We start from the raw sequence: 25,586 nt of genomic DNA, 5'->3' as shown, positions 1-25,586 counted from the left end.
TCCCGGTAGGTCGCTATTTGCTCGCGGGCCAAAGAATAACCGTTCCGTCGCGACTCGCTGAGAGCAAAATCTCTCCGCGATCTGTCAAATCGACGGCCGTCACGCTGGAGGTATGTTGTTCAAGCATCAAAACCTCGCGTGCCTCGCTGGGCGACGAAGATTGGCTGACGGCGTCAATACGTGGATCCCATACTCGAATGGATTGATCAGCACTGGCCGTAAACAGCCGCATTGGCCCCGCCCCCTGTAAGATCGCGATGTCCTCGATTTGCTGAGCGTGTCCCGTCAGTTCGATAGGTGGATCCACATCGCTATCATCCGACTCAGGAACGTGCCACAGCAATCCCGTGGCATCGCTAGTACCAAAGGCGATCCAATGACCGTCTTCCGAAAAGGAACTGCAAGTCAAATCTCGAGCCTTGCGATCATGAAAAACAACTGGCCTTTCCGCTGCATCCACTTTCCACAGCTTGGCCGTACCGCCAGCGCCAGCCGCCAAGACCCATTGACCGTCATCACTCATTTGCACCGAAGCAATCGCGGTACCAAGATTGAATTGCTCAACAAGCGTGATCTCTTGTTGACTCGGATCCCAACGCCATAGCTTTGCGACACCCTCATCGCTTCCCGAAATCAACCGATAGTCGGGGCGATCGCCTAAGTAGCCGTGTGCGAACTGCAACGAACGAATAGGGCCCGCGTGTGGAACTTCCAATTTACCGATCGCTTGAAACGTTTCGGCATCCCAAATCTTAATCGATCGGCTACCCGTCGCGATGAATCGGCCATCCGCAGAAAAGCTTGCTTGTTTTACCGCTCCATGCGATCGATAACTTCTCAAATGTGTACGTTGGTTGATATCCCATAGGAATGCTGCGTCTCCGCTAAGCGAAAGGAACTCGGTCGATGAGATCGGAGTTGCCATTTCGGCCGACCCAATTGCGGATGGCAATTCAACCCAGCCTTGGCTGTCCGCATCACCGACATCGCTGATTCTCCATACACCGATTCGGGTTGGCGCCGCATCCGTTTGAGCGTGCGTGATCAATGCCAACTCACCCACTTCACCAAACTCAGCAGCCGTGATTCGACCTCGCGAAACCGCTTTCCGACTTGCGGAACCCGCTCGAGTTAAATCACTTCGATCGAGAACCTTCGACTGCTGTGATCGCAGATCCCATAAGGTTGCAACCGTTTGAATCGATTTTGCATCGGTACGTTCGCTTACGGTCAAAGCAAACGTTTCGTCTGGTGAAATCGACAATCCTGTTACGAACCCGTCATGATTCAATTTGGCAGTCCTTTCTCGCGTCTGCAGATCGAACCGAGACAATTGCTGATCATCTGCTGCGATGAGTAACTCCTTCTTGCCTCGAACAAACTTTGCGGCATTGATCCGGTATCCTCGCAATTGCTCGATCGGCTCTCCGATCGGATTTCCTGTTTGTCCATCCCAAACGATTCCCCGCCCATCACGGTCGCCGGTGAACAGCATCGAACCGTCGGCCGAAATGGCCAGCGCCGTTACCGCCTGATCGTGACCTTTGAAACGGTGAACCAATTTTGGCGACGGAGCTCCGCTTGGACTCAGCCGCCACAAAAGTGCCTTGACCTCGGCCGAACTGGAGCCCGATAGCAAGAATTGGCCATCTTCGGACAGGGCAAACGATTGATTCAGCCCCGTCGCATTCATGCGTCCCACTTCAATTCCACGCCGCAAGTCCCAGACGCGGATGCTCGCGTCGGCGCTGCCGACAAACAATCGGTTGTGTTGCCGATCAATTGCCATCGACATCGCAACAAAGGAGGTCCCCTCGCTCAAGGTGCCCTGAGCGCCATCGTTGGCGTCAGCTAAATCCAGCTCCCCCAGTTGTTCAAGTTTCATGCTGTCGTGATCGACCCTCAACACCCGCGCCGTTTGGTCTCGGCTGGCGGTCACGATCCGCGACCCATCCGAGCTGAATCGCGCTGACCAGATCTCGTCCTTGTGAGCTTGCTCGATCTGGGACTCGGCAAGGGCTACCGCTGAATCGGCTGGAAGTGACGTCACTCTCGTTGTGGCGGAATCACCGATGTAAGTCTTCGGTCTCCACGATCGGACGGTCTTGTCCACAGAGCTCGACAAAACTGTCGAGCCGTTCTCGGCCACAAACACGGCATCGGTCACCCAACCGCCATGGCCACGCAAGGATGTCACCAATTTCCGCGTTTGTTCGTCCCAAAGTTTTAGCGTGTAGTCGTCCGAAGCGGTCAACAACTGCGTCCCGTCCATCGAAAAGCGGATCGCGCGTATGGCATCGAGGTGCGCAAGCATCGATTTTTGCGACGGCTCGGCGCGCATCCGCTGTACCGATGACGTGTTTGCCAAATCCGGATCAATGAGCGGAATCGACGTCAACGTCCGCTGCCTAGGCTCGCGGTTGCCAGCCTCTTCGAGGTTCTCGATCGCAGAACGGATATCGGCTGCGTAGTCGATTTGGCTCACTCGATCAGGACGCCAGATCAGAACGTTCCCCGCCAAATCTCCCGATGCAGCAAGTCGCCCCTCTTGGGACAGTGCCACCGAGGAAACGGGGCTCTGATGAGCATCAAAGTCTCCAATCCGCTGGGCGGTCACTTGGTCGGCACTGCGATCAAGCTGCCATAGCACAACCCGCCCGCTTGAAGCGTCGGCAACCGCGGCGGCGACCAGCCATCCCTTTGCATCGGCTCGAACCGCAACGTCAATCTGTAACACCGGAGCGATGTGCCAACCTTCGGTAAGTTGTTGCTGGCTCGGCAAATCCCAAACTCGGAGGGTACGATCCGTGGACCCCGACAATAGCGTCGTTTGATCGCAGAAATGGAGAGCCGTTACGGTTCGCGTGTGCCCATCGAGCGTTCTGAGACGCCGCTCGAGACCCGCGTCCCAAACCTGCACACTACCCGATTCCGTGCCCAAGGCGATCTCCTTCTCGCTGTTGGATATCGCCGCGCAGGTAACTCGGACCCCAGGGATCTGATGAGATGTCTTGGACACAATTTCGCCTTGTGGCGACAAAGCAATCAATTGAACAGCGCCATCTTCGGTCACACTGACGGCCGACTGACCACTTTGTGCCGAGACAAGTTGAACAACGGCGTCCCTCATCTCAACCGCGGAATGCGACTGCGACACCTGCCGCGCTAACCAGCGGTATTCCCACCCCAATCCGCTGGGCCCCATACCATTTTGACTATTGGTGAGGATCGTTTGCAGCGTGTCACGGGCCTTATCAAAGTTGTTGCGTTCGAGGCGTGCTTTGACCAATCCAACATTGGATAGGTATCCTTCATACTCTGCTAACTTTCGTTGTTTTTCTGCCTCATCACGGGCCACAATCGCGTTGCGTTCACTTTTCTCCGCTGCGATTTTGGCTTGAGTCTCAAGTATCTTGGCATTGACTGCGGCCTGCCTTGCCTTGGTTTCCGCGGCCAGGGACTCGTCCGCCCGCCTCTTTGCATCGAGCGCGATTTGCTCATTCTGCTTGGCGAGGGTCTCTTGCTCCTTTGCTTTGGCTTCTTGCGTTTTCGCGATTATTTCAAGCCTTTTCGCCTCCTTTTCCGCTGCGAGCGCAGCTTCCTTCTGTAACTCCTCCTTATGTTTCGCATCCAACGCGAGCTGGGTTTGCTTGTTCGCGATTCCTTCTGCTCGCTCGGCCTGATTACGCTTCTCGTTGATGATGAACATCGCAATGCTTCCGCCAACGAGAATGAACGCCAACAAAGCGGCGACGGCTCGACGCAACCATCGAAAACGCTTGATTCGGCTCTCGCGTTCACGCAGACCCGCCCGCAACTTCTCGATCAGAGGTTGGTGCTCGTGGACTTGCTCATCCAGCACTTGCAATCCATTGTCGAAGTCCTCGTTTTGGTACGCGGTTTCGGCATACAGCAAACGAGCCTTTTCAAGCCCTTCGGTCGCTCGAGTATTACCAGGCCACAGGGAAAGCGATTCCTCGAATCCAAAGATCGCTCTTGAGAAGTCAGCGTATTGCTGCGTCGATTCTCCCCTTTGCAAGTCCTCCGTTGCTCGCGAAGCCAATGCGATGCTTTCGGCATGCGACCGATAATCTCGAATCGCCTGCTGAAAACTGACCACATCCGGATACCGATCGGCTGGCCGCGTTGCCATCGCCTTGAGGGCGACGTCCATCAGTTCCCCTCGATGTTGATCGTCGAAATCACGAATCTTATTGCTCGCGACGGCTTGAATGCACTCACGCACCGTTTTGCCATGGTGAGGAGCGTTGCCGGTGATGATCATGAACAAGGTCGCACCGAGCAGATACACATCACTTTGAGCCGTGATTCGTTCCACCGGCCCGGTCGCCATTTCAGGGGCCATGAACGCGGGGGTCCCCCCCAGTCCATCATTGGGGAAAACCGAGTCGCGTTTTTCAAAGGCTTCCGTCGGTAAGGCCAACCCCCAATCCATCACCATCACGACCCCGAAGTCGCCAAGCATGATGTTTTCAGGTTTGATGTCTCGATGCACGACGCCGCGTGTGTGAGCAAAACCGACGGCATCACATGTTTTCAACAGGATCTCAAGATTCTCGTCACGACTCTTTTCGGTAATGACCTTCGACCATGGCGTACCAATGACCCGTTTCATCGCATAGAAGAGCGTTTCATCGCCCATCACAGCGATATCATGAATGGGGACAATGTTTGGATGGTCCAAATCGCCTGTCACAACCGCTTCGGAAAGAAACTGCTGACGACGGTCTTGCTCGACCGCGTCGAGGCGACCGGCTTGTCGAAGCTTTTCTCGCTTGGCCTTCTCCAGTGGACGAATAATCTTGACCGCGATCATCCGGTCAAGCGAGCCTTGCCGCGCGATGTAAACATTGCCCATCCCACCTTTGCCAAGCAAGCGGACCAGACGATAGTCGGATTTCTCCGCAGCATTGACCTGCCCCTTCGTCACGCTACGGGTCTGAATCTGCAGGTTCGTTTCACGAAGCGAACGTTCGATCGCCGGCGCAAGTTGACTCGGCTCACCTCGACTACTGTTCGCATGCGTCAGTGATTCCCAAATCGCAGCGTCTTCGTCCGAAAGATCACGGGGATTGATCGTTGCCCCGACCTGCCCGCTCACCAGTACCGAAGGATTGAATTGTTCGCTGTCGTCCGCGGATGACACAATCGGCGACGTCGACAACGTATCTTGAAGGGTCCCACCTAAATCGGAGGCATCGAGAGTTCGATCCACATCGTCCGCTCCATCCCCGCTCCCCATCACGTCAATCGTCTGCTCCAAATCCGCCGCAGAAACCGTTCGATCTTGAGCGTCACCCACGGTCGCTTCAAGATCCACCGTTTCCTTAACATCCACCGTCGCTTCAAGATCCACGGTCGCTTCAAGATCCGCCGCCGACACGGTCTTATCGCCCGACGAGGCGAGAGGCAAAGTCTGGTTCGGGTCATCGTCGGCCGGGTCGAGTGACGAAAACGCTTCGAGGGTGGATTCGAGTTCGGATGAAGTCGCATCACCTGGATCGCGGTCATCTTGTAAGAAGTCAGGATCTTCCCGCTTCGATTGATCGTCGGGAGTCGGGTTCGGTATTTTCTCAGTCATTTTGGTTCATCCGCTGAGCAAAACGAGCGGCTCTTGACAATCGTCGATCTAGACCGTTTGGCGGTAGCTCGTCGCCGGCCTTTTCCTTGTTATCTGGTGAGGTTTTCTCTGCATCGTTCGATCGATCCACAGGATCCTCGTTGGGTAACTCATCCAGCAGTTTCAATTCCAAGAAACCGCCTTCCATTTCATCGCCCGTTGCGACCGGCTCGCCGTCGCGGATGTCTACTTCGATGATCGTTCGCTCGTTTCCGTCGCCTAACACATACTCAATCGCATAACGTCCGTCGGGCAACCTGGAAAACAGACGTTTCAACTTGTCACCTTCCAACATGGAATCCGGCAAACGCTCCGGAGGTGCCAAATCCTCTCCATTCGGATCAGGTGACAGGATCCGGATCTGCAGGTATTCCTCACGACCCACTAACGAAGTTACAGAGGCTTCTGTCGCTTCAACACTCGTGCCGCGAGGCGCAATGACCGTTTCCGCTTTTACAAAAACTTCCAAGGTCTCCGGCTCAGGAATGACGTCTCGAACAGGAAAGAAAGCGACGGGGATACTCAGCGAAGGAATGATGAATTGCGCGTTCCCATTCCGATGGTCCAACGTCGCATTGTCGTCAACCGTGTTGGTCTCAAAAACCACTGGCAAATCAGGACGCAACGGATTGTCGTTATCGGTTGCGGAGACCACACCGCTTGGCACGCTTTCGGTTTCTCCCGGTCGCACCGCCAACAAGGCTTCCTCAGCAGTCGGGATCGGGTTGAGCACGCCTTGTTGGACGGTATCCCCCGTGACAACGATTGATTCATGGTGTCGCATCGAAAAACGAACTTCCAAAGGCGCTGTAGCCGAAGGCCGGCCGTTCAGACGAGAGTCAAGAATATCCTGTTCCGTATAGACGTGATCGACCGCAAAAACCTCACCACCGACAATCAAGTCCTCTTGCTGATAACGTCCGGTTTCCGCTCCCCAATCGATGTTCAGCGTCAATCCCCGCTCACCACTCTGACCAACCTCCACCGACAAGACGCCTCGACCATCATTCTCGTTGGCCTGCTCAAGCCGATTGGTGGTCACCGTAGTTGAATCGAAAAATGCAGTGGCCGCCAAGCCTGCTTGGGGCCGCGGGGAAAACACACGCGCGACCCCAACATCACCGCCCGTGCGAATCTCGACCTGTTCGCCCAAGACGACGTTGGCGCCATCCAACTGAACGGCACCGAGTGTGGACTGCGAAGCAACGATCGCAACACCGTTGCCAAGGCGAAGTTGATCCGTCTCGCCGTTCCCGGCATCAAGCTGAATACGCCCATGATCGCCACCAGCGATCACCTTCGGCGTTACGGCAAAATCAACATTGTTGGCTTGATCTCGTTGGTCCGAAATCACAATATCCTGTGTGGCATCCACTCGAATCTCGCCATTGGATGTTTGCACCACCAAATCGTTCCGGCCGGAATCATCGGACGCCAACTCGACCGACCCTCGCTCGTGAATCACAATATCGCCACGGTGGTCTCCAGTGACAACGGCTGTCAGCGATTCAACCTCCGTATTCAAGTCGATCGCCACCTCTCCGTCTGATACACGATTCTGGCTGATCAACTTCAAATCGTCAGCGACGACAAACGAGTCGGATTGACCAAAAATATCATCGTCCGCATCGAGCAGGATATCGGCCGAGTTGGAGGCCGTTATCTGGCCCAATACGATGTCGCCACCCGCGAGTGTCGTCAGCTCGATGTCGCGAGAATCGATCGACTGGGAGTTCACCGACTGAACGACTGCCGCGAAAATCGTCCCTGATGCTAAAACTTCGATCTTCCCGTCGTCGGTGTAGAGCTGCTCAAGCGTGATCGAATCGGATTCAACCAACTCGATTGATCCGGTGGATGCCACACCGGCAACGATCCGGTCCAACCGAGTTTCGAGGGCGTTTCCAACTCCGATTCCCGTCTGACTTTCAATCGTCGTCTTGCCAAAATTCGCATCAATGTCCGTATCCGCATCCCCGCCATCGATGACTCTGCCCGAAATCGCGTTGATGACCACAGCATTGTCGCTGGCCGATAAGGTGCGCAGGGCCGCGACGGTGATGTCTCTCTGTGCTTCGAGAGAAAGGGTGCCGTTTGTCCCATCAATGATCGATCCATCCTCCATCACGATGTCTCGCGAGGCAACAACTTGCACCCGGCCTCCTTCACTGAGGATCGATTGGCCAACCAACACATCACCATCGGACCCCGACGTTTCAATGCTCACCTCTCCGCCACCCGATACGATGCTGCCAATCATCAGGCCGCCTTCCAGATCAAACAGGTCGACAGCACCTTGCGCCACGATCGTCCCAACGCTTCCGATCTTGTTGCCAGGGGAAGATAGATCGACGGCGTTCGCGCTCGACACGTTCAATCGATCGACGTCAATCGAGGTTCCCGGTGATTGGTCGATCTGACCCGAGATGTCTTGGCTGGTCCCAAGCGTGATCTGCCCATTAGCGGCATCAACGATTCCGAGCGTGACAGCATTCGCGTCCGAAATCAACAACACGTCACCATCAAAATCCGAATGGAGCGAACTTTGGCTGAGATCGACGTCCCCGCCAGATGCACTAATCTGCACCGTTTGGCCAATCGTCAACACACCGTCAATCTCCACTCGACCGCCAGCGTCAATGACGAGCTGGGTCGCATCGATCGTGTCGCCTTGGAACGTGACTTCATTCGTAGCCAGCAGCACGACCTCATCCGCGATGATCGACGCGCCGGATTGACCGAGGATGTCATCGTCCGCATCGAACAGGACATCGGCCGAGTTGGAGGCCGTTATCTGGCCCAATACGATGTCGCCACCCGCGAGTGTCGTCAGCTCGATGTCGCGAGAATCGATCGACTGGGAGTTCACCGACTGAACGACTGCCGCGAAAATCGTCCCTGATGCTAAAACTTCGATCTTCCCGTCGTCGGTGTAGAGCTGCTCAAGCGTGATCGAATCGGATTCAACCAACTCGATTGATCCGGTGGATGCCACACCGGCAACGATCCGGTCCAACCGAGTTTCGAGGGCGTTTCCAACTCCGATTCCCGTCTGACTTTCAATCGTCGTCTTGCCAAAATTCGCATCAATGTCCGTATCCGCATCCCCGCCATCGATGACTCTGCCCGAAATCGCGTTGATGACCACAGCATTGTCGCTGGCCGATAAGGTGCGCAGGGCCGCGACGGTGATGTCTCTCTGTGCTTCGAGAGAAAGGGACCCGTTTGTCCCATCGATGAGCGATCCATCCTCCATCACGATGTCTCGCGAGGCAACAACTTGCACCCGGCCTCCTTCACTGAGGATCGATTGGCCAACCAACAGATCGCCATCGGACCCCGACGTTTCAATGCTCACCTCTCCGCCACCCGATACGATGCTGCCAACCATCAGGCCGCCTTCCAGATCAAACAGGTCGACAGCACCTTGCGCCACGATCGTCCCAACGCTTCCGATCTTGTTGCCGGAGGCCGATAGATCGACGGCGTTGGCGCTCGACACGTTCAATCGATCGACGTCAATCGAGGTTCCCGGTGATTGGTCGATCTGACCCGAGATGTCTTGGCTGGTACCAAGCGTGATCTGCCCATTAGCGGCATCAACGATTCCGAGCGTGACAGCATTCGCGTCCGAAATCAACAACACGTCACCGTTGAAAGCGGAATGGAGGGTACTTTGGCTAAGGTCGACGTCTCCGCCCGATGCAGTGATCTGCACCGTTTGGCCAATCGTCAAAACACCGTCAATCTCCACTCGACCACCAGAGCCAACAACGAGCTGGGTCGCATCGATCGTGTCGCCTTGGAAAGTGACCTCATCGTTGGCCAGCAGCACGACCTCATCCGCAACGATCGAAGCGCCGGATTGACCGAGGATGTCATCGTCCGCATCGAGCAGGATATCGGCCGAGTTGGAGGCCGTTATCTGGCCCAATACGATGTCGCCACCCGCGAGTGTCGTCAGCTCAATGTCGCGTGAATCGATCGACTGGGTATTCGCCGACTGAACGACATTCGCAAAAATCGTCCCTGACGCCACGACATCGATCTTCCCGTCATCGGTGTAGAGCTGCTCAAGCGTGATCGAATCGGATTCAACCAACTCGATTGATCCGGTGGATGCCACACCGGCAACGATCCGGTCCAACCGAGTTTCGAGGGCGTTTCCAACTCCGATTCCCAACCGACTTTGAATCGTCGTCTTGCCGAAATTCGCATCAATGTCCGTGTCCGCATCCCCGCCATCGATCACTCCGCCCGAGATCGCGTTGATGACCACAGCATTGTCGCTGGCCGATAAGGTGCGCAGGGCCGCGACGGTGATGTCCCTCTGTGCTTCGAGAGAAAGGGACCCGTTTGTCCCATCAATGATCGATCCATCCTCCATCACGATGTCTCGCGAGGCAACAACTTGCACCCGACCTCCTTCACTGAGGATCGATTGGCCAACCAACACATCGCCATCGCTACCCGACGTTTCAATGCTCACCTCTCCACCGCCCGATACGATGCTGCCAATCGCCAGGCCGTCTTCCAAATCAAACAGGTCGACAGCACCTTGCGCCACGATCGTCCCAACGCTTCCGATCTTGTTGCCATGGGAAGATAGATCGACGGCGTTCGCGCTCGACACGTTCAATCGATCGACGTCAATCGAGGTTCCCGGTGATTGGTCGATCTGACCCGAGATATCTTGGCTGGTCCCAAGCGTGATCTGTCCATTAGCAGCATCAACGATTCCGAGCGTGACAGCATTCGCGTCCGAAATCAACAACACGTCACCGTTGAAAGCGGAATGGAGGGTACTTTGGCTAAGGTCGACGTCTCCGCCTGATGCACTAATCTGCACCGTTTGGCCAATCGTCAACACACCGTCAATCTCCACTCGACCACCAGAGCCAACAACGAGCTGGGTCGCATCGATCGTGTCGCCTTGGAACGTGACTTCATCGTTGGCCAGCAGCACGACCTCATCCGCAACGATCGACGTATCGATCGTAATCGTGCCCGTATCGGAGCGAATCAAAAGATCGCCATCAAGCTGTGTGGGCTGATTCAAAAAAGAAACATCCGTAGCCGAACCAACGTCAAGTGTCAGAAGCCGACTTCCCCCCGAATCGTCCGCACCGCCAAAGGACAAGTTCGCATCCGGTCCATCGCCGAGCAGAAAACGCAGACTCGTGCCGGGCGACGTCGAGGTGGTCACTGCGTCCGCCAATAAAGCTCGGCCACCGTTTCCAAGCATGTCGACGTCGCCAAGCAAAATGAATCTTCCTTCGACCGATAAGTCACCGCTGCCGAGATCGATCGTGGAATCAAGCCCTGGCGTGCCGACGTAGACATCGCCGTGAAGCAACAATTGATCGTCGACAAGTCGAACACTCGATGCGTTCTGGTTCAGCGTGATCGTTTCCGCATCGATCCGGTAGCTCGCCTGCCGTTGTGGTCCGCGATCGGTTAGCGTCAAAAACGCCGAATCCACGCCTTCACTCGATTGCAACGTTACGTCCAAGCTACTTGGAAGCTCTGCGTTCAAGGTGTCGTCACCATCACCAAGAAAGAAGATAATTTGGTTGGACGTCACCGATTGCTGCGGCAGCGGCGCTGTGCCAACGCCGCCGGGGCCGCCGATCGGGATGATCTCGTTCAATTCGTTTCGCAACGTCATCTCGCCATCGACGTTGACTTCCAAATTAATCGTATCCGCAGTGCTCGTACCGAAAACGAGCAGTTGGCCCAGCTCATTGAGCTCGGCGGATGCATTCAGCACGAATCGAGCCTCGAGAGGACGAAACCTTGGGCGTTGGGCCCGACGCACGCGAATCGGTAAGGGCAAGGCAGTACGATTCCAACCGAACCGCTGGGCAAGGTCTCGAAGGGAGAGCGGAAACAATCGATTCAGTTTCATTAGGATGGAGTCGCGTGGTGCGTTACATGCTGCAGCCAATTTGCCAAGCGGGGCTGCTGGTTTTGGCCTTCCTCATCATACTTGCATTCTGGGGAAATGGCTTAGAAAAAGCAGCGTTTCGCCTACCGAAAACGAAGCAAACTGCTCAAGCTTCGCGCGATGCGACTGACAACGGAAACCAAGTCCGCCTCGATCTGTCCGGTTGCTTCGGATCCGGCTAGCCAACGGTGTTCGGTTGTCCCGCTGTCTTCCACTGCAGCACGGACGACATAAGACGTGGTCGCAGGTGCCGTCTGGCGAGCCCCATCCGAATCGTCCCATCGTGGCGTGTTCGCTTCGAAAGTCCATTGAGTACGTGAAATATCGACCACCGAGGCTCGAAACACCGTCGACGGCGCCGATTGCAGCGAGAGCTTGACCGCTGCCCCCAACTCGATCCGCTGCACATCCGACTGCGATAGCACCATTTCCAAATCCCAATCGTTACTTTCGACCAGCGTCATCAACTCCGTTCCGGCCCCCAAAAAGCTGCCATCGTTTTGTGCATCGGTTGGATATCCTGACCATTCGACAAACTGCAGCGCATCGGTGCGGGCGACCTGCTTCGGCCTAGAGCGTCGTGCACCAACGATCAACTTCCCGCTTACCGGTGCCCGAACGACTAAGCCGTCCTGACGATGCTTGCGGCTTTCCAACTGGTCTTCAAGATCCTTCAACAACGCTTCCGCGGCAGGCAACTCGTTCGATGCCTCGGTCGATTCGAAACGGCTTTGCCGAAGGGCATCGACCAGCGCTCGCTGCGTCTCGACGCGGCCGAGTGCTTTAAGATACTGATACTCAATATCGGGATTCACCAAGGTGGCAATCACCTCGCCTTGCTTGACTCGCTCCCCAGGCCGACGATGCAATTGATCGAGAATCCCTTCCGTCGAAACGTACAGGTAGGTTTGATGCCGGGGTACGATCCGTGCGGTCGTGTTGATCGAAGAAGGGAGTGGCAAGAACGCGATCAACAACAGCCCCGTCATACAGAGAATCGAGAACAGGGTTCGCTGCATCTGAATGCGTCCTCGGCGCGCAGGATTGTTGAAGAACTTGATAAGGGGTTGCACCAGCCCTGCCATCATGGCAACGAATGCAACCAGGCAAAACGTTCGACCGATTGATTCGAGTCCGTAAGGGCGTAACATCACCGACACGACCCAAAGAATCAGCAGAGTCAGTCCCCAACGGTAGCTCGCTGCGGCGAGCGCATAGACGAACAAACCGACACGGCCGAATGTCGACATTTGGGGCTCGACCGTTTCATGGATCCCAAAAAACCACCGATTCGTCGTTGCGGACAGCATGCGCCGCGCACGTTCACCCAGATTCGGAACGTCAACGAGATCCGATAAAACATAGTATCCGTCATACCGTAACAACGGGTTCGCATTGAAGACGACAGTACTGATACCGCAAACCACCATCACGTTCATCGCAATCGAATGCACCCATCCCGGTGCGGTCAACACCCAAACCCACGTTGCAATGGCGGCCAGTATCACTTCGGTCGCAATCCCCGCCAACCCGATTGTCGCTCGCTGCCAACGACTCGGCAACATCCATGCATCGGAGGTGTCACAGTACAGCGCCGGCGAAAAGACCAACAGCATCGGACCAATCTGGTGGCATTCGCCACCAAAGTGCTTACAGACGAATGCATGGCCGAGTTCGTGCAAGACCTTCGTTCCGCCGATCACAGCCGCCAACAGCAATAACGACTCCAATCGCAACCACGTGCCGAGGGTTGGAAACTCAGCTCCAAACTGGCTCATTTCTTGCAGAAACATGCCACCGGTCATGAAACAAAAGAGCGAAATCAGGACCAGCGACAATGGATGGAAAATCGGCCGCACCCAGGGGTAGACGCACCGCAGAAAGGGTTCGGGATCAACGCCAGGAAACCGAATGAACAACAAACTCGTCAGCTGCTGAAAGATTCTCTGGTCACGCTCTTTCGCTCTCCGCAGATCCAACTGATCTCCCTGGCCAATCGAATCCGAGACGGTCAATCCATTCTGATGAAACCGAAACAGCAATTGGTTCATCTCCACCTTACTGACCTGTTGAGGCAAAAACGCTGCCTCGTATTCACCACAAAGGGTCTCAAGCGAGCGGGTGCCGTCGAGACGTTGAAGCACGAAATACTCATCAGGACGAACTCGATGGTACTTCATCGCCAATGGATCTTTGACGACAAAGGTCGCTTCATTTCGATGGATCGTTTTGACAAAGACTAAATCCGCGCGAACACGAACCTTGACCCGATCTTCGCTGCGATTGCTGGGAAAGCTCATCGGAAGTAGAACACCACGTTTCGGTCCACGAAATCGATCGCGTCGCTGAACCAACTGGCCAACAGTGATCGACGGCCGCAATAGACGCGAGCCGTCACGTCCGCTCCGATGCGAACATCGGTTGGGTCAAACAGATCTGTTTCATGGCTTCCGTCGGGATACGGTGCCACATCGGCGTCGATATCAATCACCGGCCGATTGGTATCATCAACCCGTGCCACGCTTGCAACGCGACGAAGGACCGCGGCATAGCAGCGCTGTGGCTGAGTCGCAACCGCAAACGTGATCGGCAGCGACGAATCGTATTGAATGGCATCGAGCATAGCGCCGGCATCTCGATCGGGAACGCACAGGTTCAACTCCCACGGCCCGGATTCATCAACAACGCTCAGCAATAGATTTCCTCGTGATACGGGGCGACTTGCCAATCGCTGCTCCAATTGCCACCCCACTACGGTTCCGTTTAGCGGACTCTTTAAGACCAAACCCTCTTGCTGAATTCGCAGCACCCCCTGCTGCGCTTCCAAATTGGCAAGCTCATTCTCATACTGTTGCTGCTCGACCGCCATTCGGCTCGATTGGTTTTCCTGCCGGCCATCACTCAATCGAACCGCTTTGATCGACGCCAATCGCTGCAATGTCGTTTGGATCTGGCCCGTCAAATTCTCCGCCGTTCGCTCCAATTCGGCATTGTCGAGTTCAAGCAGCGTTTGCCCTGCTTTCACCGCTTGACCATCGGTCACATGCAATGTCTTCACGACGCCATCTTGCGGAGCAAACACCTGTTGACGACGCAATGGCGAAACCGACCCCGTTGCAACGATGCGATGATCGACTTGAATGACCATCGATGCGATCAACATCATGGTCGCTACAGCCGTGGCAAATAGCAGCCAAGACAACTTGGTGACCTGCTTGATTCGGCCCAGCGATTTCCAAAGCGAAACACCAAAAATACTCTCATGCTCAATCGCATTGGAGAGAGCCACAGAGGACTCCGCCGCAATCATCGTCATCGGTTGAGTAACATCTTGATTGGGAACACCGGAAAAAGACTCGGCTAAAACCACTCCGATCATCTTGCTGTCTCGTTTCAACGAGTCGGCTTGCAACGATTCCGCTTCGTCGAATGCACCGTCGACCGTTGATTCAAACAGGGGCAACATCATCGCGGTGGCAACGCCACATTCATCAAGGTACTCATCAAGAGGAGATTGAATCTGAGGTGGCAACAATTCTTCGCCGGGCAGCCTCAGCGGGCGTGCCATCACAACGGCCCGGTTCACCAGTTTCTCGATCGAACGAATCGCGTTGCTGCGACGGTCAATGACAGCCACTCCGCTAACAGCTCGGACACGAAACTTATTGCCACGAATGACCAGCACGGTCGAACGGTCGCACCCAATCAACCGTCGTGATTCGTTCGCAATTCGATACGCGGTAGCGTTGACCTGCAAACTCTGATGCAGGTGCAACAAGTGATTTCGAGTCGGAATCCCCCTCTCGACGTGAACCGGAGCCGCCGCGGAGTCGTTCACGATGCATTCACTTCTTTTGAAGTCGCTTATCGCCTGACTTGCAGGTTCCACGTAGAGGCCAAGTTTGCGAAGGGTTTGTAGCTGCTGCGCTGGACTAGGCCGGTCACCTACAGGATGGATCAAAAGTACGGCAACCGCGTCGGGGGACGGCGCCAATTCGACGCGGTACGCCCGCACCGCCTGCGTCTCGGACGGCGATGGATCCTGCGAACCGCTGGCAACCAAGGGATCTATTAACGCTAAGTCACACGCAACCGGCGTCACCGTGGCAAGCTTAAGTGATTGGCGAATCGAGTTGCGGTGAACGGACTGACCCAGCGTCTCGTCCGCTACCAACATGATGGGTTGATTCCAATCCGCACCATCGATTGCAACCAACCCAACGCCAAATGCCCTTTGCAGATGAGTCGCAAGGGCTTGAACAAATGCGCTGCGTGCAGTGTGTTTCGCCGCAAGCGATTTGACCAACGCATTCACATCCGCGGACGCCGTCGGACTTGCCGAGCCGTTGTTGGGCGTGTCGATCGAATCGGTGGATGCGGCGTTCACTCAGCGACTCCTGGAACTCGCTTGACCGGGTTGTCTTCGAGAGGTGTTGCCTGCGAGAGGCCGTGAAGCCCTCAGCCGTGAAGCCTCCGAGAATCCAAGCGTAATCAACGTCTCCTGCGAATCGCTGCTCCGAAAACGGTTTTCACTCAAATCCTCGCTGCCATGGCAGAATCGACCGAATGTAACGGTTGAGACCTTTCTAAGGCTGATCCAGCTCGACTTCGGCGCACGTTTCTTCGCTTTCCCACAACCGAACTTTGAAGGCCGTGGCTCCCGTCCCGTCCAAGATTTTCGGGCAGACATCGTAAAGCAAATGGATCGCCATGTTCTCGGCCGTTGGGTTCGTCGACAATTCATAGATCCGATGCGGTTCCGATTGCCGAATCGCATCGAGCCCGTTGTGATCTTGGTCCCACAAGATAAAGGTGTGATCCCAGTTATCGTCGAGCCAACCCTTACAGCGTTCTTTTAGCAGCTTGAAGTCTAAGATCCGCCCCACCGCGTCTTGCTGCTGACCCGTAACGCAAATCTCCACCACATAATTGTGGCCGTGCAGATTCTGACATTTCCCTTCATGGCCGACCAAGCGATGACCGGCGCAAAACGAAAAGCGTCGCATAATACTCAGCGACATAGTGAAGAAACCCTACTTCTTTCGAATAACGAGATCATCAAATTCATCCATGTCGTCGAACGATCCGATTCCAATACGACCTTTCGAGAATGACTTGTCCGTAACTTGCATGTGGGGAGTTTCCATGTCGTCAAAAAAGACCTCGATCGTCCCAGACTGTGAATCGCGGGCGACACGCACCGTGTGCCATTCATTGTCCCACGCCGTCAATGACTCATTTTGGGTGAGCGCCAATCGGGGTGCTTCCTTGACGATCATGATCTGACCACTGTGGGGATCTGGTTTTGCCCCCAGATGCACATAGTAGAAATGCTGGTCGTCTTGATAGCAGAAGAAGACACAACAATCGCGGTGGTTCCCGGTGTCCTTCGTGCTGCGGACACGAAAGGTGATGTCAAAGTCTTGCAGCTCCAAATCGCGAATCAAAGCGACATGAAAAGGACTTCGCACCGGTGGTTCGTAGGCACTTTCCCGAGCGGTGATCTCTAAGGTCGTGTTGCCATCCTTCTTGCTCAACTGCCACGTCCCTGGATCCAAGATCTCCCATCGATCCAGGCCCTTCTCGAAATCCTCTTCAAAAACAACGACTGATGGTCCATCGGCAGGCGGGTTCATGTCCGCCTCGATTATGCCGAACAGGTGCCCTCCCTTTTCACCATGTTGCCAGGTCCCCGCATAGCGACCGTTTTGTATCGCGACGCGGGCGTCAAACGTTCCCATGCCAGGAATGATCAAAGCATCGAGCGTCATCACGGGTGTGTCACCCGCCCAAAGGATCTTCAGGTCAATTGGTACTTCGCTATCAACATCCCCATACTTGATCCGAGCTGTCAAACGGTACATGTCGTCTGCCGGCAGCTTTTCACATTTGCTGATCGTGTACTCTTCGGTCTTTGGCGAAGCATCCTTGTCACCGTCAACAGTAAAGCGGCCCACAAATTTTGATCCGCTCAAGTAGTTAGCAATCCGCTGAACCCGCGGCAACGACTTGGTCACGCTGCGATCACCTTCCTCCGCCAACAGAGTGTGAGGCACCGAGAGCGATGCAGCGACCAGCAATAACCGTGCAAACCGATTCTTCATAACGAATGACTCTGTTTCGAGGACAGTGGGGAGGAAGTAATCTGACAGGAACTTGATCTTATCAATACTAGCCGGGATCGGTTCCGTCTACCCACGGCCCTGCCAAATTCATGTATTCCGGATCTTGAAGCGTACTGCCAAATTCGCCAGCCGTCCAACCGGGAATGTGCCGGGGCTCGGCTCGGGCCGTTGAAAGCTGTTCCCATTGCTTCGCCCAACCAGGATCCTTGGTCGAAATCTCACGGCTGTCAGGATTGATAAAGTAGACTTCGCCGTTGCGGTAGCTCTGTGCACCCAAGATCACCACCGCGATCGCAGCGGCTCCTAAATCCGGCGGATTGTTACACATTGCCGGGTTGTCTGCTTCGATCGCATCGATCCAATTTGCAAAATGCGATTTCGTGGTATCGCCAACAGGCGTGGTCGCATATCGCTTGTCCACGTAGCTGCGCTGATGAGTCACCTGAGGCCGCTCTGCCACAAAATCGAATCCATCAAATCCTTCGCCATTGCCAAATTCGAAGGTTCCGTAGTGCCCACGAATCAATTGATTGATTCGTGACTCCTGATTGCACATCGTTGCGGTGACAAGTCCTTGGACTCCTTCGTTGAAATCCGCGACAACGGTCGCCACATCGGGAACACTGCGTCCGTCGTATTCCATAAAAATACCGCCGGCGCCTACCACCCGCCCTGGCAATCGCAAACCGGTTGCTTTCAACATCGCGGTCGTTCGGTGCACAAACAAGTCCGTGTACATACCGCTGCCGAATGGCCAAAATCGACGCCACTGTTTGTAGACTTCGCGATCAAACGGCATCTCAGGTGCAAGGTCATGCTCTTTACCAAGCCAGCGATCCCAATCGATGGATTTGGGCGTCATCGACTTTTCAAGCTGGTAGTAACGCCACTGCCCTACATCACTGTTGCGAAAGTACTCCGTTTGAAACCCAAGGACTTTTCCTAGTTTCCCCTGTTGAAGCAATTCTCGCACTTCATCCCAAACCGGCAAACTGGTCGATTGGACCCCCACCTGCATGACCTTGCCGGATTCACGCCAGACCTTCTCGACATCAAAAGCCTCTTCGACCGTCTTCGTCATCGGCTTCTCACAGTAAACGTGAAGACCGGCGCGGATCGAATCGACCGTTTGTTTATGATGCCAATGGTCGGGAGTCCCGATGCAGACCGCATCGAGATTCTCTTTCTCGATCATTTCCGTGTAATCGACATAACGTGATGGATCGGTTCCCGTGTTTTCCTTAATGTGGTCAGCCACTTTGTCACGCTGATTCTCGTACACTTCGGCCACCGCCACCAAATCAATCTTGCGGCCGTCCGCATGAAGTTCGCAAAGTTTCTTCACATGGGCACCGAATCCTCGGCCACCCGGCCCAATGAAGCCAATCCGGAGCCGATCGTTCGCCCCCGCCGTGGCCGCTCGTGCAGGCTTGGCTGACGTGGAAACCACGGATGCGGCTGCAGCGACCGCCGAGGCGTTCTTAATAAAATGACGACGCGTTGCTTTTTCAGTAGGTCGGTTCATCCGTTTGGCTCCGGTTTTGAGATTGCCCAAGAGGCGTGAAGGGGCGTGTGTGAACGCACACAGGATTGGGAGAACGCCGAGACTCGCTGCCGAATCATTCAATCGGCCCGAAAACCCCGTGCGTCAGTTGGCAGGAACCCCAAGTTTAGCCGCAAAACGAGATCGTTGCAACTTTTCACGCCGCTGCAATCAGGGCCTCTCCCTTTTTGAACCGAGGGGACCGATCGTCCTCCAAGCAGCTTGTCAACGAGTGCCGTTTCGATCATGTTATGGCACTCAAATGCACTTCGGTTTTGTAACAACCGATCCTTTCCTGGCTTCGATCGCACTTCGGTTCTCACATGATTAAAACCTTCAAAATTGTTGTTCTCGGAGGGGATGGCATTGGCCCCGAGGTCACCGACCAAGCGGTCCGCTTGCTGCGGGAAATGGAACCCTATCTCAGCGGAGTCAAGTTTGACTTGGCCGAGCATCGTGTTGGTGTCGGCGAGTACCAACGGAGCGGCAACGCGCTACCGGAGTCGACCTTCGAAGCCTGCCGAACCAGTGATGCCGTGCTACTTGGGGCAATGGGACTGCCGAACGTTCGCTACCCCAACGGCAAAGAAATCGCACCCCAATTGGACCTTCGCGAACGATTGCAACTGTTCGGTGGCATTCGTCCGATCCGGTTGTATCACGAATCCGATACGCCGCTCAAAGGCTACGGAAAGGACGAGATCGATTTTGTGTTGGTTCGGGAAAGCACCGAGGGGCTATTTTATGGTCGTGACGTGGTGGCGGATCTGGATGCCGACGAAGCCATCAACGAATTGCGGATTTCGCGAGTCGGTGCCGAACGGGTTTGCCGGTTGGCATTCGATCTGGCTCGAAAGCGGAACAAAGCCAAGAAGGTGTCGCTGATCGACAAAGCAAACGTGCTTTCCTCGATGGTCTATTTCCGTCATATCTTCGATCAAGTCGCTAAGGATTATCCTGATATCACACCCGAACATGTGTACGTTGACGCGGCTTCGCTGTTCATGGTCCGAAAACCCGATGCGTTTGACGTGATGGTGACCGAGAATATGTTCGGAGACATCCTGAGCGACTTGGCCGCTGGATTGGTCGGCGGAATGGGAATGGCACCGTCAGCCGATATCGGTGAAGACGCAGCCGTGTTCCAACCGTCACATGGCTCCGCGCCCGACATCGCGGGGCAAGGGATCGCCAACCCGATCGCCATGATCCTATCCGCCGCGATGATGCTGGAATGGCTCGACCATACCGAAACGCACCGCGCCGCGGTTGCCTTGGAGACTGCGGTCAGCGAAGTGCTGAGCGACCCAAGTCATCGAACACCGGATATGGGAGGCAAGATGTCGACAACGCAATTGACCGATGCCGTTTCCTCATCGCTACAAAAGATCCTCGATTCACAGCAGTTGAATGCATAAGGAATCCTTGACACGCTGAAACGCCTATCCGAACCGGTGCCAAACGGTGGCAACCACCGCCACATTGACCAACGCGCAGATCACAAAGCGAATTCGGTAGCTCCGTTTGAGCGTTTTGTGACGAAGGATGCGGCTGGCCATCCACCCACCCGGCCATCCTCCAACGACCGACCATCCCAACAACGTTCGCTCGGCAATTCGCCGGCGATGCTTTGCTGCCGCCCGTTTGTCCCAAGCGTAGAGAACCGCCGTCACGACACTGGCCGCCAGTGTCCAAATTGTCAGCCCAAGTAACATCGCCAGCAAAGCTCCATCGTCTATTCGGAGGGCGAATTCCCTCTTGTCACGCCATCGACCAAGCCACTCTAAATCGATTGTCATCGAATTTGATGTTATCACAACACGATCCTAGCGACCAACGGGAGCGGGCCAACGTGATTCGAGCGGTAGCTCGTTTCGCTTGCGGCCGTGCCGCACGATGACACCTCGTTCTCGTCCTAACAACTTCGGTGGCGGATTGAAAGTACTCCAAGATAGCACCTCCCCAGAAGACTATTTTGAGATTCTCGGCCACTGGCTCGACTTAGAAGGCGAAGCCGAACGCGCGCGTTTGGCCCGGCGCCGCCAGATCCGTTCGCAGCGAGACGTCGAAAGCACGGGCGAAACGCTTGTGTCGATGCGGATGAACGACCACCAAACGGGGTTGGCCGGCCGATTGTTGCTCGATTTTGCCAAGCCGAACGGTGAATCACTCCCGATGAACCGGTTAAAGGTGGGCGCCCCGGTCGTCGTTTCGGACGGAGGCGATCCCTCGGACGAAGGTGTAGCGGGCGTCGTCAGTCGTCGAAAACGTGATTCGATCCAAGTTGCCACCGAGCAGTGGCCCAGCGGTTCGCTGTTTCGCATCGACTTGTCCCCTGACGAGACCACGCGACGACGCCAATTGGCCGCCATGGCGAAGGCTCAATCCGCTAACAAGCGTACCGGGCGACTTCGCGACGCGCTACTGGGACTGCGGCCGATTCGGTTCAGCGACATGCCTGAGATTCGATTCCTGACCGAACTGAATCCGCCACAGCAAGACGCCGTGCGGTTCGCCTTGTCTGCACAGGACGTCGCCATCCTGCATGGCCCCCCAGGAACCGGAAAAACAACCACCATCGCGGAGGTAATCTACCAAGCAGTCGCTCGTGGCGACCGAGTGCTCGCATGCGCACCAAGCAACACGGCGGTCGACAACCTGCTCGAGCGACTCGTTGCGATCATGCCCAATGTTCTTCGCGTTGGCCATCCCGCGCGTGTGTTTGAATCCCTACGTGGCCATACGCTTGACGAACTTGTCGATGCCGATCCTTCGACCGACGTGATTCGTGACATGCGACGCGAACTTGAACAATTGATGCGAGCCGCGTCAAAGAAGCCACGCGGCCGCGAAGGGTATCGCCGCCGAGGTGAACTGTATGCCGAAGCAGGCCAACTTCGTGGACAAATTCGGTCGCTCGAACGCAGTGTGATCCAGAGCGTGATCGACGGCGCCGATGTGGTTTGTACGACGACAACGATTGACGATGATCTGCTCGCGGACCGTGAATTTGATTTGGTCGTTGTCGACGAAGCGTGTCAGTGCACGCAGCCCAGTGTATGGCAAGCTGTTTTGCGAGCGGACCGGATCATTTTCGCAGGCGATCACTGTCAATTGCCGCCCACCGTGCTGAGTGACGAGGCAGCCAAGGCTGGCATGCGGGATTCCCTGATGCAGCGATTGGTGCAGCGCGAAGGCGAATCGGTTTTTCGACGGCTGATTGTCCAATACCGCATGCACCAAAGCATCATGCAGTTCTCCTCCGAAACGTTCTATCAAGGGACGTTGCAAGCGGATGCGTCGGTACGATCCCATCGGCTGTGTGATTTGCCCGGTGTGATCGAAACAGACTCGACAACGACACCGATCGAGTTTATTGACACGGCGGGTGCGGAATTCGACGAACAGCTTGAGCCCGACGGGGAAAGCAAACTGAATCCGAAAGAAGCGAACTTGATCATCCGCTTGATACGTGAACTGCTCGAGGCGGGAGTTGAGGCGGATCAAATCGCAGTGATCGCTCCCTACGCGGCTCAAGTGCGCACGATCCGATCACGAATGGAACTTCCCGACCTTGAGATCGATACTGTGGACGGTTTCCAAGGCCGCGAAAAGGAAGCAGTGCTGCTGACCATGGTTCGTAGCAACGATCGCGGAGAGATCGGTTTCTTGGCGGATACCCGCCGGACCAATGTGGCCATGACCCGAGCGCGGCGAAAACTGATCATGGTCGGAGACAGTGCGACCTTGGGGGCCAACGATTTCTATGCATCCATGTTGAGCTACTTCGAAAAGCACGATGCCTACAAATCGGTCTGGCAATTCGGCGACGTCTAGCTGCGCTCGCTCAAGGTTACCGATCGCAAACGCAAGGCGTTCGTGATCACCGAGACGCTGCTGAAGCTCATCGCTGCCGCGGCGATCATTGGGCTGAGCAGGACTCCAAAAATGGGATAGAGCAAACCGGCCGCGATCGGAATCCCCAACGCGTTGTAAATGAACGCGAAGAACAGGTTTTGACGGATGTTCTTCATCGTCTTACGGCTCAGCGCCTCAGCCGATGCAATCCCGCGAAGATCGCCGCCGATCAGCGTGATCCCCGCTGACTCCATCGCCACGCCGGCACCCGTTCCCATCGCGATCCCAACGTCGGCAACGGCAAGCGCCGGCGCGTCGTTGATGCCGTCGCCAGCCATCGCGACAACGTGCCCCTGTTCACGAAGTTTCACCACAAAACCGTGCTTGTCTTCCGGGGAAACCCCCGCATGGTACTCATCGATCCCCAACGCCCCTGCCACGGCAGCAGCGGTCGCTTCGGCATCGCCGGTCAACATCACCACCCTCAGCCCCAAATGCTGCAATGCTTTGAGCGCCGAGGGGGTGCTCGCTTTGATCGGATCAGAAATCACAAGCATCCCAGCAACTTGGTCGTCCACCGCAACAAACACCACGGTGCTGCCGGCTGCTTGATGCTCGGCTGCTTGACCTTTTGCCTGATCGAGCGAGGGTGAATCGGAAGCGGCGATGTACTCAGGCCTGCCAATTTTCACGCGCCGCTGGCCCACGGTCGCGGCAACCCCAAGACCGGTAACGCTTTCAAATTCGGTCGCCTCTGCGAGGGAAACGCCGTCGTTTGTTGCGCGACGAACGACGGCCTTGGCGAGGGGATGTTCACTTTGATTCTCAACCGCTGCGGACAGCCCAAGCATCTCGTCAACGTCGAATCCATTGAAGCTTTCAAGCTTCGTGACTTGTGGCTCTCCTTGGGTCAGCGTTCCCGTTTTGTCAACAACAATCGTGTCAACCTTTTCCATCGTTTCGAGCACTTCGGCGTTCTTGATCAAGACACCCTCTTTGGCACCACGGCCAACGCCCACCATGACGGACATCGGCGTCGCCAATCCGAGCGCACACGGACAAGCGATAATCAGTACCGCTACCGCCGCAACAAACGCATGAGCCAGTTGAGGTTCGGGTCCAAAAATCGCCCAACCAAGAAAGGCGACCACGGCACTCACGATGACGGCTGGGACAAAATAGGAGGCGACCGAGTCGGCAAGCTTTTGGATCGGAGCACGACTGCGTTGGGCTTCAAACACCATTTGAACGATTCGACTCAGTACCGTTTCCTCGCCAACGCTGACGGCTTCCATCACAAGTGCCCCCGATTGATTGAGGCTTCCTCCGGTAATTTCATCGCCAATCTGTTTCTTCACGGGCATCGATTCGCCGGTCAGCATCGATTCGTCCACCGTGCTGTTCCCCTGCGTCACGCGGCCGTCCACGGGAATCTTTTCACCCGGCCGAACACGGAGCGAATCCCCGCGATGGACTTCCGCAAGGGGGATCTCTTTCTCCTGATCTCCTTCGATTCGGTGAGCGACGTCGGGGGCAAGTTGCATCAGTTCGCGAATGGCGCCCCCCGTCTGCTGACGTGCTCGCAGTTCTAAGACCTGCCCCATCAACACCAACGTCACGATCACCGCGGCAGCTTCGAAATAGAGCGGCGGGATGCCGTTCTCAAGAAACGCCTCAGGAATCCATCCCGGGAACAAAACCACAGCAAGGCTAAAAAAGTACGCCGACAAGGATCCGACGATGATGAGCGAGAACATGTTCAAGTTCATCGTGCGGAACGAGCTGAATCCGCGGGCGAGAAGGGGCCAACCGCAATAGAACACGACCGGTGTTGCAAGGGCCAATTGCAGTAGCCCCAACCGAGTTGGCGACATCATCTGGGTCCAGTTCAAGCCGACCATTGGCCCCATCGCCACCCCCAACAGTGGGATCGACAAACATGCAGCAATCCAAAAACGGCGTTTCATGTCAACCAATTGCGGATCGTCACCCTCATCGCTGACATCCAAAAACTTCGGCTCAAGATCCATACCACAAAGGGGACACGCTCCAAATCCGACCTGCTCGATCTCGGGATGCATAGGACAGGTGAAAATCGCATCCTCGGCAACTTTCGCGGGATCCCAATCGGACTTGTTCGACGCTCCACCACAGCACCCTCCGTGTGGTAAGGCATCCCCCCCCACTTCTCGCTCGGCGTGTTGCCTCAAAATCTCGGCTGGCGATTGTTCAAACTTGGCTCGACAACCCTCACAGCAAAAATAGTACGTTCGCCCCTCAAAGACGCTCTGCGGCGATCCCGAGGGTGAAACCTGCATCCCACAGACGGGGTCCGTGGTGGTGATTTGGGAAAGGGACACGAAGAATGCTCTCGACTTCGGGGGGCGGTAGTTGATAAAGGCACCTGAATCGGTGTGCACGTGGGGTTTCGGCACCGGTCCGCCAAAACCAGCGGAACTCCTTATTATTACT

11 protein-coding genes are annotated in these 25,586 nt (G+C 55.7%); 2 read left to right on the top strand and 9 right to left on the bottom strand.

What is annotated here, in order from left to right; translation table 11 throughout:
* Nucleotides 1-13 precede the first annotated feature (13 nt).
* The 7 genes from Poly41_RS19370 to Poly41_RS19335 form a co-directional block, all read right to left on the bottom strand.
* On the bottom strand, nucleotides 14-5,602 hold the full coding sequence (locus Poly41_RS19370) for a serine/threonine-protein kinase (protein WP_146528386.1): 5,589 nt from the start codon (nucleotides 5,600-5,602) through the stop codon (nucleotides 14-16).
* Nucleotides 5,595-11,549 (bottom strand): beta strand repeat-containing protein, encoded by a 5,955-nt coding sequence (locus tag Poly41_RS19365; protein ID WP_146528385.1) that lies wholly within the window; start codon nucleotides 11,547-11,549, stop codon nucleotides 5,595-5,597. Before Poly41_RS19365 ends, Poly41_RS19370 begins: the two co-directional genes overlap by 8 nt.
* A gap of 122 nt (nucleotides 11,550-11,671) precedes the next feature.
* A complete protein-coding gene (locus Poly41_RS19360; RefSeq protein WP_146528384.1) occupies nucleotides 11,672-13,888 on the bottom strand; it encodes an HlyD family efflux transporter periplasmic adaptor subunit in 2,217 nt (738 codons plus the stop codon).
* On the bottom strand, nucleotides 13,885-15,975 hold the full coding sequence (locus tag Poly41_RS19355; protein WP_146528383.1) for an efflux RND transporter periplasmic adaptor subunit: 2,091 nt from the start codon (nucleotides 15,973-15,975) through the stop codon (nucleotides 13,885-13,887). The genes Poly41_RS19360 and Poly41_RS19355 overlap by 4 nt, the downstream gene beginning before the upstream one ends.
* A 199-nt stretch (nucleotides 15,976-16,174) precedes the next feature.
* A complete protein-coding gene (locus tag Poly41_RS19350; RefSeq protein ID WP_146528382.1) occupies nucleotides 16,175-16,609 on the bottom strand; it encodes a 6-pyruvoyl trahydropterin synthase family protein in 435 nt (144 codons plus the stop codon).
* Between the two features lie 12 nt (nucleotides 16,610-16,621).
* Nucleotides 16,622-17,224 (bottom strand): LamG domain-containing protein, encoded by a 603-nt coding sequence (locus Poly41_RS19345; protein WP_146528581.1) that lies wholly within the window; start codon nucleotides 17,222-17,224, stop codon nucleotides 16,622-16,624.
* Nucleotides 17,225-17,759: 535 nt separating this feature from the next.
* A complete protein-coding gene (locus Poly41_RS19335; RefSeq protein ID WP_146528381.1) occupies nucleotides 17,760-19,238 on the bottom strand; it encodes a Gfo/Idh/MocA family protein in 1,479 nt (492 codons plus the stop codon).
* Nucleotides 19,239-19,579: 341 nt separating this feature from the next.
* Between Poly41_RS19335 and Poly41_RS19330 the strand changes: the two genes are divergently transcribed.
* Nucleotides 19,580-20,674 carry an isocitrate/isopropylmalate dehydrogenase family protein gene (locus Poly41_RS19330; RefSeq protein ID WP_146528380.1) on the top strand — a complete coding sequence of 365 codons (1,095 nt, stop codon included), beginning with the start codon at nucleotides 19,580-19,582 and terminating at the stop codon, nucleotides 20,672-20,674.
* Nucleotides 20,675-20,698: 24 nt separating this feature from the next.
* Here Poly41_RS19330 and Poly41_RS19325 read toward each other — a convergent pair whose 3' ends face one another.
* Nucleotides 20,699-21,055, bottom strand: coding sequence for a DUF1294 domain-containing protein (locus Poly41_RS19325; RefSeq protein WP_231615782.1), 357 nt, complete (start codon nucleotides 21,053-21,055; stop codon nucleotides 20,699-20,701).
* A 97-nt stretch (nucleotides 21,056-21,152) separates the two neighbouring features.
* Between Poly41_RS19325 and Poly41_RS19320 the strand changes: the two genes are divergently transcribed.
* Complete coding sequence (locus Poly41_RS19320; protein WP_146528379.1) at nucleotides 21,153-23,093, top strand: AAA domain-containing protein; 1,941 nt, start codon at nucleotides 21,153-21,155, stop codon at nucleotides 23,091-23,093.
* On the opposite strand, the gene Poly41_RS19315 is transcribed toward Poly41_RS19320, so the two are convergent.
* The gene (locus Poly41_RS19315) at nucleotides 23,090-25,474 is read right to left on the bottom strand and encodes a heavy metal translocating P-type ATPase (protein WP_146528378.1); all 2,385 of its coding nucleotides are present in this window, start codon (nucleotides 25,472-25,474) and stop codon (nucleotides 23,090-23,092) included. The two genes, Poly41_RS19320 and Poly41_RS19315, sit on opposite strands and share 4 nt — an antisense overlap.
* Nucleotides 25,475-25,586: the final 112 nt, after the last annotated feature.

This window comes from Novipirellula artificiosorum (assembly GCF_007860135.1).
Lineage (GTDB): Bacteria > Planctomycetota > Planctomycetia > Pirellulales > Pirellulaceae > Novipirellula_A > Novipirellula_A artificiosorum.
Note: the sequence above shows the minus strand (reverse complement) of the source record. Positions and strands in the feature narration are given on the sequence as shown.